The organism is Bacillus sp. FSL K6-0255, from assembly GCF_045040725.1.
In the GTDB taxonomy this organism is placed as follows: Bacteria; Bacillota; Bacilli; order Bacillales; family Bacillaceae; genus Bacillus; species Bacillus subtilis.
Map to the genome: position 1 here is coordinate 2,454,596 of NZ_CP150278.1, position 16,097 is coordinate 2,470,692.

16 protein-coding genes are annotated in these 16,097 nt (G+C 43.7%); 3 read left to right on the plus strand and 13 right to left on the minus strand.

Going from position 1 to position 16,097, the window contains the following annotated elements:
• Positions 1–132 precede the first annotated feature (132 nt).
• The 8 genes from dnaK to gpr form a co-directional block, all read right to left on the minus strand.
• Entirely contained in the window at positions 133–1,968 is a 1,836-nt protein-coding gene (dnaK, locus tag MHB62_RS12585) for a molecular chaperone DnaK (RefSeq protein ID WP_004398786.1), read from the minus strand.
• Between the two features lie 23 nt (positions 1,969–1,991).
• Positions 1,992–2,555 carry a nucleotide exchange factor GrpE gene (gene grpE / locus MHB62_RS12590; RefSeq protein WP_003230005.1) on the minus strand — a complete coding sequence of 188 codons (564 nt, stop codon included), beginning with the start codon at positions 2,553–2,555 and terminating at the stop codon, positions 1,992–1,994.
• 71 nt (positions 2,556–2,626) lie between these two features.
• Positions 2,627–3,658, minus strand: a complete 1,032-nt coding sequence (hrcA, locus tag MHB62_RS12595; protein WP_003246126.1) for a heat-inducible transcriptional repressor HrcA — start codon at positions 3,656–3,658, stop codon at positions 2,627–2,629.
• Between the two features lie 80 nt (positions 3,659–3,738).
• The gene (hemW, locus tag MHB62_RS12600; RefSeq protein ID WP_015714284.1) at positions 3,739–4,878 is read right to left on the minus strand and encodes a radical SAM family heme chaperone HemW; all 1,140 of its coding nucleotides are present in this window, start codon (positions 4,876–4,878) and stop codon (positions 3,739–3,741) included.
• Between the two features lie 52 nt (positions 4,879–4,930).
• Positions 4,931–6,769 carry a translation elongation factor 4 gene (gene lepA / locus MHB62_RS12605; RefSeq protein ID WP_003229999.1) on the minus strand — a complete coding sequence of 613 codons (1,839 nt, stop codon included), beginning with the start codon at positions 6,767–6,769 and terminating at the stop codon, positions 4,931–4,933.
• A 133-nt stretch (positions 6,770–6,902) separates the two neighbouring features.
• Positions 6,903–7,241, minus strand: coding sequence for a YqxA family protein (locus tag MHB62_RS12610; RefSeq protein WP_004399162.1), 339 nt, complete (start codon positions 7,239–7,241; stop codon positions 6,903–6,905).
• Positions 7,242–7,257: 16 nt separating this feature from the next.
• A complete protein-coding gene (gene spoIIP, locus MHB62_RS12615; RefSeq protein ID WP_003229993.1) occupies positions 7,258–8,463 on the minus strand; it encodes a spore autolysin SpoIIP in 1,206 nt (401 codons plus the stop codon).
• A gap of 62 nt (positions 8,464–8,525) precedes the next feature.
• Positions 8,526–9,632 carry a GPR endopeptidase gene (gene gpr, locus MHB62_RS12620; protein ID WP_003229991.1) on the minus strand — a complete coding sequence of 369 codons (1,107 nt, stop codon included), beginning with the start codon at positions 9,630–9,632 and terminating at the stop codon, positions 8,526–8,528.
• Between the two features lie 203 nt (positions 9,633–9,835).
• Here gpr and rpsT point away from each other — a divergent pair, with 203 nt between their 5' ends.
• Positions 9,836–10,102, plus strand: coding sequence for a 30S ribosomal protein S20 (rpsT, locus tag MHB62_RS12625; RefSeq protein ID WP_003229989.1), 267 nt, complete (start codon positions 9,836–9,838; stop codon positions 10,100–10,102).
• A gap of 14 nt (positions 10,103–10,116) precedes the next feature.
• Here rpsT and holA read toward each other — a convergent pair whose 3' ends face one another.
• Positions 10,117–11,160 carry a DNA polymerase III subunit delta gene (gene holA, locus MHB62_RS12630; RefSeq protein WP_003229987.1) on the minus strand — a complete coding sequence of 348 codons (1,044 nt, stop codon included), beginning with the start codon at positions 11,158–11,160 and terminating at the stop codon, positions 10,117–10,119.
• Between the two features lie 39 nt (positions 11,161–11,199).
• Entirely contained in the window at positions 11,200–11,349 is a 150-nt protein-coding gene (locus MHB62_RS12635) for a hypothetical protein (RefSeq protein ID WP_003229985.1), read from the minus strand.
• Between the two features lie 40 nt (positions 11,350–11,389).
• On the opposite strand from MHB62_RS12635, the gene MHB62_RS12640 reads away from it, so the two are divergent.
• Entirely contained in the window at positions 11,390–11,524 is a 135-nt protein-coding gene (locus tag MHB62_RS12640) for a YqzM family protein (protein ID WP_003229983.1), read from the plus strand.
• A gap of 39 nt (positions 11,525–11,563) precedes the next feature.
• Here MHB62_RS12640 and MHB62_RS12645 read toward each other — a convergent pair whose 3' ends face one another.
• From MHB62_RS12645 to comEA, 3 genes are all read right to left on the minus strand, one after another.
• A complete protein-coding gene (locus MHB62_RS12645; protein ID WP_160214965.1) occupies positions 11,564–13,894 on the minus strand; it encodes a DNA internalization-related competence protein ComEC/Rec2 in 2,331 nt (776 codons plus the stop codon).
• 3 nt (positions 13,895–13,897) lie between these two features.
• On the minus strand, positions 13,898–14,467 hold the full coding sequence (locus tag MHB62_RS12650) for a ComE operon protein 2 (protein ID WP_003229978.1): 570 nt from the start codon (positions 14,465–14,467) through the stop codon (positions 13,898–13,900).
• A 66-nt stretch (positions 14,468–14,533) separates the two neighbouring features.
• On the minus strand, positions 14,534–15,151 hold the full coding sequence (gene comEA, locus MHB62_RS12655) for a competence protein ComEA (RefSeq protein ID WP_032722140.1): 618 nt from the start codon (positions 15,149–15,151) through the stop codon (positions 14,534–14,536).
• An 83-nt stretch (positions 15,152–15,234) separates the two neighbouring features.
• Between comEA and comER the strand changes: the two genes are divergently transcribed.
• Positions 15,235–16,056 carry a late competence protein ComER gene (gene comER / locus MHB62_RS12660; RefSeq protein WP_032722142.1) on the plus strand — a complete coding sequence of 274 codons (822 nt, stop codon included), beginning with the start codon at positions 15,235–15,237 and terminating at the stop codon, positions 16,054–16,056.
• The last annotated feature ends 41 nt before the right edge of the window (positions 16,057–16,097 follow it).

Below are 16,097 nucleotides of genomic sequence, written 5' to 3' on the forward strand. Positions count from 1 at the left end.
TCCTTTTATCCCGGGCAAGAAAAAAAGTCAAAGCCAAGAGATGCCTGACTTTGACTTTCTAATCATTGAATCAGATTATGAAATGTGTTCTTTTCGGTCAGCTCCGGAAGCGGGGCTGATACTAAAAAGAACTTATTTTTTGTTTTGGTCGTCGTTTACTTCTTCGTATTCAGCGTCGACAACGTTGTCATCCGCTTTGCCTTCAGCGTTTGCTCCGCCTTGAGCTTGCTGTGCTTTAGCAGCTTCTTCATAAAGCTTCATAGAAAGCTCTTGAACGATTGTTTGAAGCTCATCTTTTTTCGCTTTGATCTCTTCAAATTCGTTTTTCTCAATCGCTGCTTTTAAAGCATCTTTGGCATCGTTGGCTTTTTTCACTTGTTCTTCGTCTACTTTGCCTTCAAGATCTTTTAATGTTTTCTCAGTTTGGAAAACAAGCTGATCTGCTTCGTTGCGGACTTCGATTTCTTCTTTTTTCTTCGCATCAGCGTCAGCATTTTCTTCCGCTTCTTTTACCATGCGTTCGATCTCTTCATCAGAAAGACCTGAAGAAGATTTAATTGTAATGTTTTGTTCTTTTCCTGTGCCTAAGTCTTTTGCTCTTACGTTTACGATACCGTTTTTGTCAATATCGAAAGAAACTTCGATTTGAGGCACGCCGCGCGGTGCTGGCGGGATATCAGTAAGCTGGAAGCGGCCGAGTGTTTTGTTGTCGGCAGACATTGGGCGCTCACCTTGAAGAACATGGATATCAACAGCTGTTTGGTTATCAGCAGCAGTTGAGAACACTTGAGATTTGCTTGTTGGGATCGTCGTGTTGCGGTCGATCAGTTTTGTAAACACGCCGCCCATTGTTTCGATACCGAGAGAAAGCGGTGTAACGTCAAGAAGAACAACATCTTTTACGTCACCTGTGATAACGCCGCCCTGAATCGCAGCACCAAGCGCTACAACTTCATCCGGGTTTACGCCTTTATGCGCTTCTTTTCCAGTTTCTTTTTTGATTGCTTCTTGTACGGCAGGGATACGAGTTGATCCGCCGACAAGGATGACTTTGTCGATTTCGCTTGCAGAAAGTCCTGCATCTTGAAGCGCTTGACGGACAGGACCCATTGTGCGCTCTACTAAATGAGAAGAAAGCTCTTCGAATTTAGCGCGAGTTAATGTAAGTTCAAGGTGAAGCGGTCCTGCTTCTCCAGCTGTGATAAACGGTAAAGAAATTTGCGTAGAAGATACGCCGGAAAGATCTTTTTTCGCTTTTTCAGCTGCGTCTTTCAAACGCTGAAGCGCCATTTTGTCTTTTGACAAATCAATGCCGTTTTCTTTTTTGAATTCAGACACAAGATGATCGATGATAACTTGGTCAAAATCGTCCCCGCCCAGACGGTTGTCGCCGGCAGTTGAACGAACTTCGAATACACCGTCGCCAAGCTCAAGGATGGAAACGTCGAATGTACCGCCGCCAAGGTCGTATACTAGGATCGTTTGATCTTCATCTGTTTTATCAAGTCCGTATGCAAGCGCTGCTGCAGTCGGCTCGTTGATGATACGTTCTACTTCAAGACCGGCAATTTTACCAGCGTCTTTTGTAGCTTGACGCTCAGCATCGTTAAAGTATGCTGGAACTGTGATAACTGCTTTTGATACTGTTTCGCCAAGATAGCTTTCAGCGTATGATTTAAGGTGTTGAAGGATGATAGCAGACACTTCTTGTGGAGTGTAATCCTTTCCTTCAATTTCAACTTTATAATCAGTACCCATATGACGTTTGATAGACATAATTGTGTTAGGGTTTGTAATAGATTGGCGTTTAGCCACTTCCCCTACTTGACGTTCGCCGTTTTTAAATGCAACAACTGATGGCGTTGTGCGGTTTCCTTCAGCGTTAGCGATAACTTTAGGCTCGCCGCCTTCAAGCACTGCCACACATGAGTTTGTTGTTCCTAAGTCGATTCCGATAACTTTACTCACTTGAATAACCTCCTGCTATGTAATTATTGATTCACTTTGACCATGGAAGGGCGAATGACGCGATCCTTCAGCTTATAGCCTTTTTGCATTTCCTCAACAACAATGTTGGAGCCGTAGTTTTCGTCTTCAGCCTGCATAACAGCTTGGTGCAGATTAGGATCAAATTCCTGCCCTACAGCTTCGATGGCTTCGACGCCTTCTTTTTTCAAGGCTTCTACGAGCTGACGGTGGACCATTTCCATTCCCTGGAGCAAACTTTTCGTCTGTTCATTGTCGGCTTCAACCTGAAGCGCTCGTTCAAAGCTGTCAAGAGCCGGCAGTAAATCAGTCACGATATTTTGAGAACGGTATTTTTGGGACGCTTCCATCTCTAAACGGCTGCGTCGTTTATAGTTTTCAAAGTCTGCTTGAACACGCAAAAGTTTGTTTTCTTTTTCCTCAAGCAAACCTTGCAATTCGTTAATTTGGTTTTGAAGAAGTTCGCTTTCATTTGTTTCTTCCTGCTGTTCATCAGCGGCAGCTTGTTCTTCAATGATTTCTTGCTCTTCTGTTTCGTTTTGTTCAACGGTTTGTTTTTCTTCTGACATTGTGTTCACCTCCCTCAAAGTGTAAGGAGAAGGACAGGTGCTGCCCTTCGATAAAATTTGCCAAAATTCCCTTATTCATCATACAGACTTGTTAATGCTTTTGACAAGTCCGAAGTCACATGCTGAAGCAGGCTGACAACCCTGGAATAATTCATGCGGGTCGGGCCGATGATCGCAATTGAGCCGATCTGCTTCTGGTCTACGGAATAAGAAGCCGTAATCAGACTGCAATTTTCCATCTCTTCATAGTCGTTTTCTTTTCCGATTTTAATCGAAATTCCCGTGTGCGGGGATTGAACCAGCTTTAAAACATCCTGTTCTTTCTCAATTAATGAAAGCAGCGACCGAACTCGGGTGATATCATGGAACTCAGGCTGGTTCAGCATATTGATTTTCCCGCCAAAAAACAACTTTTCAACGTGATTTGTGGAATGAAAGGTTGAACGAAGCGCGTCGAGTATATTGTCATAGTTTTTAATGTGCTGTCTTAGGTACATGACAACTTCTTTAAATATGCGCTCATTCAGTTCATCCATTGGAACGCCGCTTAAACGGTCGTTCAGTATATTTACCAGTTTTTCAATATCAGACAGATCCATTTTGGTCGGAAAGTTAATCGTTTTGTTTTCCACATGCCCCGTATTGGTAACGAGAATCGCTACCGCCATATCAGGCTGAATCGGAATGATTTGAATCTGTTTAAGGTAATTCTCACTCAGCTTCGGCCCGAGTACGATGGATGTGTAATTCGTCAGATCGGACAAAATTTGCGCTGATTTTTGAACTGTCTTCTCCAGCTCGAAAATTTTCTCTTTGAAGATCGAGTGGATTTGGTCCAGGTCGCTTTTCGTCAGTTTGACGGGTGACAGCAAATGGTCAACATAGTACCGATACCCTTTTTCTGACGGAACACGTCCTGAGGATGAATGGGTTTTTTCAATAAAGCCCAATTCCTCCAAGTCAGCCATCTCGTTTCTTATTGTTGCAGAGCTAAATGTGATTTCATCTTTTTTCGAAAGAGTTCTTGATCCCACCGGCTGTGCCGATTTAATAAAATCGTTGATTATAACCTGAAGGATCAGCAGCTGACGATTTGTTAACATCATCATCACCTCTGTTAGCACTCTCAATAAGCGAGTGCTAATTCTATAACAAAAGTATCAAACCACAAGAAAAATGTCAATTATAACTCACCCAAAAAAGCGCCAAAAACTTCATTGCCTAATAATTTCCCTTGATGAGTCAAATAAACGGCAGACTCCGAATTGTGAATCAGCCCTTTTTCAGCGAGGTCTTTTAACACGCTTGGGAAAAGTCCATCCAGGGAACGGCCGTATTTTTCTGCGAATCGTTTTTTGCTGACACCGGCTGTTTTTCTCAAACCTAAAAACATTTCTTCCTCAATCTGTTCTTCTGTTGTCACTTCATGTGTATCTCTGTACGGAAAACCCTTTTCAGCTATCAGGTCAATGTAATGCTTAACAGGTCCGACGTTCACTGTTCGTGTGCCGCCGATATATCCGTGAGCGCCAGCTCCGAAACCGAAATATTGTTCGTTGCTCCAATACGTTAGATTGTGCTTAGATTCCATGCCTGCCTTAGCAAAGTTGCTGATTTCATATTGATGGATGCCGTGAGCTTCCATCTGGCTCATCACCATTTCATACATTTCAGCTTCCTGCTCCTGCGGCGGAAGATGAAGCCGCCCTTTTTGCATCAAATTATAAAATACCGTTTTCGGTTCTACAATAAGGGAGTAAACGGAATAATGCTCGGCATCCAATGATAAAGCAGTGTTTATAGAATGTTCCAGATGCTTGAGGGTTTGCCCCGGAAGCCCGAACATGAGATCAAGACTGATATTCTCAAAACCGATTTCCCGCGCTCTTTCAAAAGAGGTGAATACATCTTTTTGCTTGTGCACTCGGCCGATTTTTTCTAACAGATCGTCTTCGAACGTTTGCACACCAAAGCTAAGGCGATTTACGCCTGCTTCTTTTAATATTTTTAATTTCTCTGCGGACAAATCGTCCGGATTCGCTTCAACCGCAAATTCCGATAAGTCGCTTGAGGGCTTTAGCACGCGGTTGATCATATCCATCAGCTTTTTAAGCTGTTCCTCAGACAGGGAGGTCGGCGTGCCTCCTCCGATAAAGATTGTTTTGAGATCAGGCTGCCCGGTTTTTGCTATTGTATTTATCATTTCCTGTTCGAGTGCGTTTAAATACTCGTCGACTGGCTGACTTTGAATAAAATATTTATTGAAATCGCAGTAGTGGCAAATATGCTCACAAAATGGGATATGGATATAAGCTGATTTCAACGGATTCACCTTCTTTACAGAAAGAAGCCGCAGTACAAGACTGCGGCGGCTTCTATTGTTTTTTCGGACTGTCGTCCATTTTCAGAACTGCCATAAATGCTTCTTGCGGCACTTCAACTGAGCCGACCTGCTTCATACGGCGCTTTCCTTCTTTTTGTTTTTCAAGAAGTTTCCGTTTACGCGAGATGTCCCCTCCGTAACATTTAGCCAATACGTTTTTACGCATTGCTTTTATGGTGGAGCGGGCCACGATTTTCTGGCCGATTGCGGCTTGTACCGGAACTTCAAACTGCTGGCGCGGAATGAGTTCTTTCAGTTTTTCAACGATCACTTTTCCCCGTTCATATGCGTAATCACGATGCACGATAAAGGAAAGGGCATCGATTTTTTCACCATTCAGCATAATGTCCATTTTCACAAGCTTGGACGGTTTGTAGCCGATCAGTTCATAATCAAAGGACGCATAGCCTTTAGTGCTTGATTTCAGCTGATCAAAAAACTCATATACGATTTCCGCTAATGGCATATCATAAATGATGCTGACACGGTTTGCGTCTAAATACTGCATATCAATGAAATTGCCGCGTTTTCCTTGGCAAAGCTCCATTACAGCGCCGACATAGTCATTCGGCACCATCATCGTCGCTTTTACGTATGGCTCCTCAACCCTTTCGATCTTTTGAGGATCCGGCATGTTGGACGGGTTGTCGACAACGACCTTTTCGCCGTCTGTCATATACACGTCATAGATAACGCTTGGCGCTGTCGTAATCAGGTCGATGTTGAACTCACGCTCAATTCGCTCCTGAATGATCTCCATGTGAAGCATGCCTAAAAATCCGCAGCGGAACCCGAATCCAAGCGCTTGCGAAGTTTCCGCTTCATATTGAAGGGAGGAATCATTCAGCTCAAGCTTTTCAAGAGCTTCCCTTAAATCATTATACTTCGCTGTATCAATCGGATACAAACCACAGTACACCATCGGGTTTAGCTTGCGGTATCCCGGCAGCGCTTCTTCTGCAGGATTGGCAGCGCTCGTTATTGTATCACCGACACGTGTGTCACCAACATTTTTGATTGAGGCAGTCAGGAAGCCTACATCACCGACCGTCAGTTCATTTGTCGGAGTTGCTTTCGGCGTGAACACGCCCACCTCTGTTACTTCGAATTCTTTGCCGGTTGCCATCATTTTGATTTTTTGTCCCGGCTTTACCGTTCCTTCAACGACTCTGATATAAGCCACGACACCGCGGTAGGCGTCATAAAGCGAGTCGAAGATCAGCGCTTTGAGCGGCGCCTCCGGATCTCCGGTCGGAGCTGGCACCTTTTCTACGATTTGTTCTAAAATCTCCTCAATCCCAATACCGGCTTTTGCTGAAGCAAGCACGGCTTCTGATGCATCAAGGCCGATAACGTCTTCTACCTCTTGGCGCACACGTTCAGGCTCGGCGCTCGGAAGGTCGATTTTATTGATGACCGGAAGGATTTCAAGATCGTTGTCAAGCGCTAAGTAGACATTGGCGAGCGTCTGCGCTTCAATCCCCTGGGCTGCATCTACGACAAGAATCGCTCCCTCACAGGCAGCAAGGCTTCGGGATACTTCATATGTGAAGTCGACGTGTCCCGGCGTATCGATTAGATGAAAGATATATTCTTCTCCGTCTTTTGCTTTATATTTAAGCTGAACAGAGTTTAATTTAATGGTTATGCCCCGCTCACGTTCAAGATCCATAGAATCGAGCAATTGTTCTTTCATTTCTCGTTGAGTGATTGCCGACGTTTTTTCTAAAATACGATCCGCTAAGGTCGATTTTCCGTGGTCAATATGGGCAATGATAGAGAAATTCCGTATTCTCGATTGCCTCTCTAAACGCTTTTCTTTATCTGTCACAATCTATCACTCCTACTATTAAACGCAAAATACACTAGCTTAGATTATATCAATAGGATTGTAAAGATTCAATGTAAAACAAGAAAGAGAAAAGTTCCCTATCATATCTGGGTTGCTTTTCTCTTTCACGTACTTATTGATTCATATCCCGTATCCATTCATACATTGACTGGGCAGTATTGGTTACGGTGTCCGAAAGCGCTTTTCCGGCTTTTGAAAACATATTGAATGTCTCCACCTTTTCCAGCTCTTTTTGTTTTTCTACTAAATCTTTTGCCGTGACTGTTTCTCCTAGGATTGAGGCTTCTTTTTCATTATCTTTTCCGTCGGTGAGCGTAAACGCCCCCTTCAGTGAAGGGTCATGATAGCCTTTCATACTCAGCATCCCGTGGTTTGCCTGCTGCATGCCGAACAGAACGCCTAAAAACATGATCGTGACAAGCAGTAAGCACTTTCCAAAGTATGCAATCAAATCAACCACCTATTTCTTATTGTTTTTTCGTCTCCCCGCTCGCTGCGTTGACCTTTTCAGCATCCCAGTACATTTCGCTGAATACGTCCGCGGCCGCGTTAGCCGCACGCTGCAGCTCTTCGAGATTATTATCCACTCCGCCAAACTCGAGCAAAAGCGCTCTATCGGTTAAATCCTGATTGTAAACACCATTATCGCCTGGCGAGCCTTTGGAAAAGACACCTGTGCTAAGTCCGGGGTATTTTTTCTCCATCAGTTTATGAAGCTCACTCGCAATTTTATAGTTTTCTTCGAAGTTTTTGCTTTTTTTCCCGACGACAAAGGCTACCCTGGCATAGCTTTTCCCTTTAATCGTTGCGGTTGTGTCTTTTTTGCGCCGAGAGTCTCTGTGGATGTCAATGATATATTGCAGATTTTTGTTTGAAGCGAGGGCGTCTTTCACGACCGGCCTTGATTCATCATAGGACCTGGCATAGTTTAAGCCTTTTTTATTCAATTTTGACTGTATATCGGTTTTATTCACTGTGGCTCCGATTCCCTGGGATTCAAGCGCTTGTCCGAACATATCTCCTACAAGCGTGACATTGGCTTTAGAATGGCGCGCCATGTCAGGATCGGTCTCGCCTTTTAATAGAGGGAGATATGATTCCGTATTGTGCGTGTGATAGATAAACACGACCTTTTTATCACCTGTTGTTTGTTTCGGCGGATCTTTTTGCGCATTATCTGATTGCGTTTGCTGTTTTTCAATCTCTGCCAAATTCGCTTCTCTTTCTTCCTCCATCACCTTAGACGGCGGCGGCGATTCCGCAGGCATATTCGTATAATCCGTTCCTTGTCCAGCTAACAAAATCTCGGTATCAAATTGTGCAAATCCTGGCAGCTCCCGACCGAGAAAGCTCCGCGGATCTTCGAGGTTAATGCTCGTCGCCAGCTTTAAAGAAAGACGAGAAAGATGAAATGAGCTGTCTGTTTGAGAGAGGTCAGAAGCGAAATAATGGTTTTCCATCTGCAGCAAATGTGCAAATACGTCACCCGGCAATTCTTCAGCAATCCCATAAAAAGAGTCAGACGACGGCCTAAGTTCCGGCCGGAGAGACGTCAGCACACCGGATAGAACAAAAATCACGATAAGGCTTACGATAAATAGAAAGATGGCTTTTACCGCTTTCCCTCCATTTACCGCAACAACAATCTGTCTGTTTCTGCGTTTATTTCTCATTGAATCCCTCCAGCGCTTGTCTAGTAATTACTCTATGAACAAGCTAGAGGAAGTAGAACTGTTTAGTGATTGTAGGAGCCTTTGTTTTCTTGTGACACTTTTTCATGAAGCGCTGTGTTTAATCCGTTCGCTAAAACATTTGCCATATCGTCGATAAATGAATCGACTTCCTTCGGTGTAACCATTAAGTTGTGCCCTAAAGGCGAAAGCACCTCGTGAATGAGCTGCCGTTTTTCATCTTCTTGAAGGGTTCCGACAATACCTAGGAACGATTGGCGCTGCTTTTGATCGGGAAGATCGTCTTCAGTGAGCACTTTCTTTTTCCCAAACGTCATGCCTGCCGGAACAAGCGATCTTGATGGCCTGTTATCCTTCATTTCTCTGCCAAAATGTTTTAATATGTAGTCCACCGTGTCGCTGGCAATTGTCACGGCATCAACTACTGTCGGAACACCGATAGCAATCACCGGAACACCAAGCGTGTCTTTGCTTAAATCTTTTCGTTTATTCCCCACTCCAGACCCCGGGTGAATGCCTGTATCCGATATTTGAATGGTTGTGTTGACCCTTTCCACCGCCCGCGCCGCCAACGCATCAATGGCGATGACAAAATCAGGCTTCGATTGCTCAATCACACCTTTAATAATGTCACTTGTTTCGATTCCTGTTATCCCCATTACACCCGGTGCAAAAGCACTGACAGGCCTGTAACCCTCCTGTACGTTTTCCGGCTGAAGCTTAAACAAGTGCCTTGTTACCAACAGATTTTCTACTGCCATCGGTCCAAGCGCATCAGGTGTCACGTTCCAGTTGCCGAGCCCAACGATCAAACAGCTCGCATCTTTTGAGATATTAAGGTTTTCAAGAAAAGCTGAGAATTCCTCCGCAAAGACAGCAGAGACCTTCTCCTGCATTTCCGAATCATTCTCCCTGATTCCCTGTGCTTCAAGCGTTAAATAGCGCCCTTCTTTTTTTCCCGAAAGCTCTGCGCCTTCCTTTGTAACATCAACTGTGCGGATTTTAATGCCGCCGTGATCACGCTCTTTTTCAATAAAGCCTTTAATTTCTTTTGTCGGCACAGCCTGCTGATTGGCCATTGCTTCCTTCGTTTCCACTGCCAAATCGGTCCGTATCAAATACTGATTCACATCCAGCTCACTCTTTTTCATACAGGGGCCTCCTTCACATTAAGTACCTATATTGTTGCCATTTGCTGAATAAATCATGCTAAAAAGAGAACCTTCAATGAAAAATACTTTACATTTATATTGCAATCTAAAGGTGTGTTTGATAGAATACAATTTGTTCTATTGTGAAGAAGATTTAACCTTAAGACACTGTGCTACAGGTTGTATCTTAGGAGGTGAAACACATGCCAAACATTAAATCAGCGATTAAACGTACAAAAACAAACAACGAACGCCGCGTTCATAACGCGACAATCAAATCTGCTATGCGTACTGCAATCAAACAAGTTGAAGCTTCTGTTGCCAACAACGAAGCTGACAAAGCGAAAACTGCTCTTACTGAAGCAGCTAAACGTATTGATAAAGCAGTGAAAACAGGTCTTGTACACAAAAATACCGCAGCTCGATACAAATCAAGACTAGCGAAAAAAGTGAACGGACTTTCTGCATAATATAAAAACGATCCTCAATAATGGGGATCGTTTTTTTCATTTCTTTTTAACAGCTGTAAAAGGAACAGTTCGAGCAGGAGCTGCTTGTCCTTTTTCCCGGTTTTCATCTCATAGTCCATGACGGCAAGCTGTTCAATAATTAAACGGAGCTCCTCCTCTGAAAAAAGCCTTGCTTGATCCATCGCCAGCTTTACCCGAAATGGGTGAACTTTTAGATTAGAAGCGATTTGTTTTTGTCCGTATCCCTGTTCCGCGAAGTACTTCGTCTGCAGAATCAGCCGGAACTGATTCGAAATAAGCGCCATAATTTTGATCGGTTCTTCATTTTGTTTTAGCAAATCATAAAAAATTTGCAGACTCTCTGTTCGTTTTCGGTTGACGATTTTATTGATCAGCTCAAAAATATTTTGTTCAAGGCTTCTAGCAACAAGCATTTTTACATCATCCAGCGTAATTTCTTCACGATCTCCAATAAACGTGCAGAGCTTTTGAATCTCCTGAAAAATCGATGACAGATGACCGTTCACAAGCAGAACCAAATGCTCCGCCGCTTCCGTGCCGATTGTTTTCTGCTCTGTTTTTGCAAGGTTGACAGTAAAGTCTGTCGTTTCCTTTGCATTTAATTCCTTCGCCTCCATCATAAACGCGTGCTTCTTTAACGCTTTCGTCAGCTTTTTTCGCTCATCAAGCTTTTCATACGGAGCAAGCAGGACAAAGACTGTGTAAGGCGCAGGTGATTGTATATATGATTCAAGCGCACTGACGTTGTGCTCAATTTTTTCTTTTTTCTTTTCACCTGTTAAAAAATATGGATTTTTCACAATGACAAGACGCCGCTCCCCCATAAACGGAAACGTTTCAGCATCTGCAATCGCTTGATCCAGCGGGTCCTCTTCCAGATCAAAAACGGACAGATTGAAATCCTTTGTCTCCTGATCAACGACCGTCTGTCTGATCCTGCTGACGGTTTCTTGCAGCAGATATGTCTCTTTTCCGTATAAACAATAAACCGGATGGACCTCTCCTTTTTTCAGGCTTTTCCACACATCAAATACCATTGTTGTACGACTTCCTCTCTTTCATCATCCCCTTCTATCCTAAATTGAGTTTGCAAAATAGTAAAGAGGAAGCCTGACTGCTGCTTCCCCATTTATATTAAACGCCTGTTCGCAAGCCCCCGGGACAGCTTGTAAAAAGGCGATAATCACCAGAACAGAAAACGTTACCTTAGCTTCTAGATTTTTCAAAACAATTCCATTATACTTAAGTCAGTCAGGAGGGATAAAGTTGAATGATTTTGAAAAAAACGTTCAAAGCAAACGAAATGATGCTGTAGATTCAGCTGTTGGTTTTGTTGTGTCCTTCGGATTTTTCGCCTTCTTGTTTGTCATGGCAACGGTTATTCACCTAGTTGGTTCATAACAGCGACTGCCCGGGCTGCTGATTTCTCGGCAGTCTTTTTTAGTTCGTCTCTGTTATATCTGATGTATCATATGGAGGATAGACAGAAAAGGTTCCAACTCTGTTTTTGTATCTATATTGGATCGTTCCGTTTTGATCTGTTCGCAGCACGCGGATAGAATGTCTCTGTAATAGTTGCAGAACTTTTTGATGAGGATGATGGTACCGATTGTTTTTCCCGGCTGAGATAATGGCCGTTTTCGGCTGAAGCTGTTGGATGAAGTCTTCACCGGTAGAGCCTTTGCTCCCATGGTGCCCCACCTTTAAGACATCTGCTTTAATATTTGGAAACACGTCCATCACCTCCTGTTCCCCTTCTTTCTCCAGATCACCCGTCAAAATCCAGCTCAGAACGCCCGTCTCCATCCACAGAACGAGAGAGGAATTATTTTTGCTTGCCGGATCAGGTGTTTCAGGTGACAGTACATGGAACTGCAAATCCTTTATTTGCAATACATCGCCTCGCTTCACCTCTTCAATTGTCACTCCCTCTTTTCTGGCTGTCTGCAGCACTTTCTCATCTTTAGGTTCAGAAACGAACCCTTTCGGAATCACGAGGCGCTTTACTTTATGATGCTTCAGCAGAGTCTCCGCCTCTCCGATATGATCTTGGTCAGCGTGCGTCAGGATTAAAGCGTCAAGCTGTTTGATTCCCTTAGCAGTTAAAAACGGAATCAGCACCTTTTCCCCCAGTGAAAACGGATGCTGTTTTTCGCGCCAAGGCTCTGACGAGTAAGACAAAGTGCCGCCGGTATCAATTAAGACACGACCCCGCTGATGCGGAGCACCTACAAACATGCTGTCACCCTGTCCAATATCTATCATATCCACTTCTCCTTCGGAACTAAGACACGGATATATAAAGAGCAGAAACAGCACCGTGCAGCAAATGCCTCCGGTTACCATCAACTGCGACAAGGAGCGTTTTTCAATCGCCATAAGCAATAGGATGATCGCAACCGTGAATAAAAAAAGCAAAACAGGTGCAGGATGTGCGATCATAATCGTGAACACATCAACATCTGCAATGTTTGTGATTAGCCTATTGGTCCAGCTTATCAATAAATCAAACCAGCTGAAAAACAATCTCCCAAACGAAGCGAAAAGACTTAATAGAAGAACACCTGCTACAGCTCCCGGCAAAATACAGAAGGTATAAAATGGTACCATCAACATATTCATCGGTACGCTGATGATAGAAAACTGATGAAAATGATACAGGAGAATCGGAAGCGAGCCCAGCTGAGCGATGAGTGATACAATTGTCAGCTGCCCCAAGGAGGTTTTAACCTGATGAAAAATAGAAGAGGATAGAATTAAAGAAAAACTGACGGCGAACGATAGCTGAAAACCGGCTTCAAAGAGATGATAAGGATTGAAGAGCAGAAGGACGATGTATGAAAGACAAATTGCAGTTGCAGAGTGGACACGCCATTTGACAAGGCTTCCAGCTAAGTAAACACCCGACATGAGAGCGGCGCGTAGCACTGAAGGAGCAGCGCCGGTCAACATCACATAGAGCGGCAGAAATAACAGCAACAGAATTGACGCCTTTTCTCTAGTTATACCAAGGCGAATCATGATATAAAACAAACCTGTTGTCAAAATCCCCACGTGGAGTCCTGATATTGCCAAGAGATGGACAACACCAAGCTTTTGATACGCGGTAAGCACTTCATCCTCCACATAAAATCTGTCACCAACTGTAAGTGCCTGTACAATCCCTGCCGAATCAGGAGGCAAAAGGCTGTTTGTGAATGATATGATATGTTTTCTCAAGCTGAGCACCTTGTACTTAAAATTTTCAGGTTCGCTGCAGTTTTGAATAGACGTGACAGAGTAGTTCCAATGAATATGCTGCCGATAAAGATACTCGTTATAATCAAATGCACCCGGCACAGTTGCGTGATTCGGTTCTTCCAATGTACCAGTTAACTCACATGACACTCCTGGTTCTATGTATAACAGCTGTTCTTTTTCACCAGCAGACTGAATGCGATACGCAGCAGCCCATTTTTCCTTATCAGGTGTCTCAACCATCATAGACATACGGTCGCCGTCAATTTTGGGAATAGTGTCAATCACTGCCTTGAATTGATAGGTTCCCTGCCGATAGGAAGAGACATTCTGAGAATCTGTGACTGCATACAGTACAAAAAACAATATAAAAGAGAAGAAACAAACAATAATAAGAAAAGCGTGCCTCGTTTTGATTAAAATGATGAGGAGAAAGAGGATGAAAAGAAAAATAGCGTGGAAATAAGCGGCGGCAGTAATTCCAGCCGTTGCCGAAGCTGCCGCCATAGGCAATAATAAGCGCGAATTACGCATTCATCACACGTAGCTCGTGAAAAGTGTATTCGCCTGTTCATGTATCTTTTTCAATTCTTCCTCCGCTAAACCGGCATCGGCCAATTTCCCTATAAGACCCGCTACAAATGAAAGCTTTTCTCTGTTTTTCAGATCAACGATCATTTCATCGAGTTCAACCTGTTCAACAGTTACACCCGCCTGTTCAAATAATTCCTGCGCATACGGATGTGTTTTGTAATCCTCAGCATAATAAACCGTTTTGATACCAGCTTGAATAATAGATTTGCAGCATTGAATGCACGGATAATGCGTCACATAAATCTCGGCTCCATCAGTCGGCACCCCAAACTTAGAGCATTGAAGAATCGCATTCATTTCAGCGTGAATGGTTCTTGCGCAATGATCATCTATCATTAAGCATCCTTCATCTGCACAATGTACGCCGCCCGCGATTGACCCATTGTAGCCTCCTGCTATCATGCGTTTGTCTCTGACTATAGTAGCGCCGACAGATAATCTCGGACATGTGCTGCGCAGCGCCAATAAATGGCTTTGAGCCATAAAGTATTGATTCCATGAAATTCGTTCCACGTTGTTCCCTCCAAATGTTGTGTTGCCTGACCTTTAGTTTACCTATCATAATGCATGACCGTCAAATCACTTTACTGTAATGGAAGACTTTATTTTCTCAAATGACTTTTCACCTATTCCTGAAACCTTAGTGATATCTTCAATTGTTGGGAAACGCCCGTTTTCTTCCCGGTATGCAATAATAGCTTCAGCTTTGGATGGCCCCACCCCTGAGATGCCTTGTAACTCCTCTAAGGTTGCTGTATTGATATTCACCAGCGCTCCCTTCCCTCCATCGCTTTGGACAGACCCTCCGCCACCTTGCTGCACTGCTGTTTCCTCTCCCTTTTTCGGGATGTACACCACTGTCCCGTCCTGCAGAATCTCCGCCAAATTTACTTGCGCTTCGTCTGCTTGTTCACTGGTCCCGCCCGCTTTCTCAATTGCCTGAGATACTCTGTCCCCTGTTCGCAATTCATAAACGCCAGGATGCCGAACAGCACCTTTGATGTCTATCACAATTGTTTCATTTGACTCGTCGTTGTTTGCTTCCTGCTTTACCACTGTATTTTCTGTCTCTGTTGGTACAGCTTGCTTCACCGGCTCTTTATTTTTCCCTGTGGCCAGAAAGATCATAATCGCTGTGAAAACAGCCGCAGAAGCCGCTAAAATAATTGCTTTCTTATGCTGATTCAACCAATTCATCGTGCATGTTCCCCGCTTTCGTCATATTTTATTTTCATAACACATATGGTTTAGAGGATAATAGCTCAAAGGAGGGGAAACCATTGAAGATAGGCTTTATCGGCACAGGAAATATGGGTACGATCCTTATCGAATCATTTATTGAATCAAAAGCGGCCGATCCCTCAAACATAACAATCACAAACCGCACAATTGAAAAAGCGTTGCACATAAAAAACCGCTACAACAGCATAAACGTTACCGAAAGTCTCGAAAAGCTCGTTTCTGAGAACGAGATGATTTTTATTTGTGTTAAGCCGCTTGATATATATCCTTTACTGGCAATAGCGTTACCTTATTTAAGAAAAGATCATATTCTCATTTCAATTACAAGCCCCGTTCAAACCGAACAGCTCGAACAATATGTGCCGTGTCAAGTGGCGCGAGTGATCCCAAGTATTACGAACAGAGCGCTGGCAGGTGTTTCTCTCGTCACTTTCGGCACAAGCTGCGGCGAATCTGCAAAAGCGAAAATCAATGAGCTGATGCAGCATATCTCTCATCCGCTGCAAATTGAAAGTGACATCACGAGGGTTGCATCAGACATCGTAAGCTGCGGCCCCGCTTTTATGAGCTATCTGATTCAGCGGTTTATAGATGCAGCTGTTTCGGAAACATCAGTGTCTAAACAGGACGCGATTTTGATGTGTAAGGAAATGCTTGTCGGAATGGGAAAACTGTTAGAAACCGAATTGTATACCCTGCCTGCATTACAGGAAAAGGTTTGCGTTAAAGGCGGTGTAACGGGAGAAGGCATTAAAGCGCTGGAAAGCGGTGTGCAGGATATGTTTCACCGGGTATTTCAAAATACTCATATGAAGTACGAGGAGGATATTTCCGCAGTGAAAAAGCAGTTTCATGTGTAGACGAGTATGTCAAACGTTCGTCTGTACTGCAAAAGCATAAA

Bases quoted from the DNA above. Each gene is read 5' to 3' on its own strand.
- comEA (WP_032722140.1), bottom strand. From the start codon at position 15,151: ATGAATTGGTTGAATCAGCATAAGAAAGCAATTATTTTAGCGGCTTCT.
- spoIIP (WP_003229993.1), bottom strand. From the start codon at position 8,463: ATGAGAAATAAACGCAGAAACAGACAGATTGTTGTTGCGGTAAATGGA.
- holA (WP_003229987.1), bottom strand. From the start codon at position 11,160: ATGGTATTTGATGTGTGGAAAAGCCTGAAAAAAGGAGAGGTCCATCCG.
- rpsT (WP_003229989.1), top strand. From the start codon at position 9,836: ATGCCAAACATTAAATCAGCGATTAAACGTACAAAAACAAACAACGAA.
- hrcA (WP_003246126.1), bottom strand. From the start codon at position 3,658: ATGTTAACAAATCGTCAGCTGCTGATCCTTCAGGTTATAATCAACGAT.
- MHB62_RS12645 (WP_160214965.1), bottom strand. From the start codon at position 13,894: ATGCGTAATTCGCGCTTATTATTGCCTATGGCGGCAGCTTCGGCAACG.
- grpE (WP_003230005.1), bottom strand. From the start codon at position 2,555: ATGTCAGAAGAAAAACAAACCGTTGAACAAAACGAAACAGAAGAGCAA.
- gpr (WP_003229991.1), bottom strand. From the start codon at position 9,632: ATGAAAAAGAGTGAGCTGGATGTGAATCAGTATTTGATACGGACCGAT.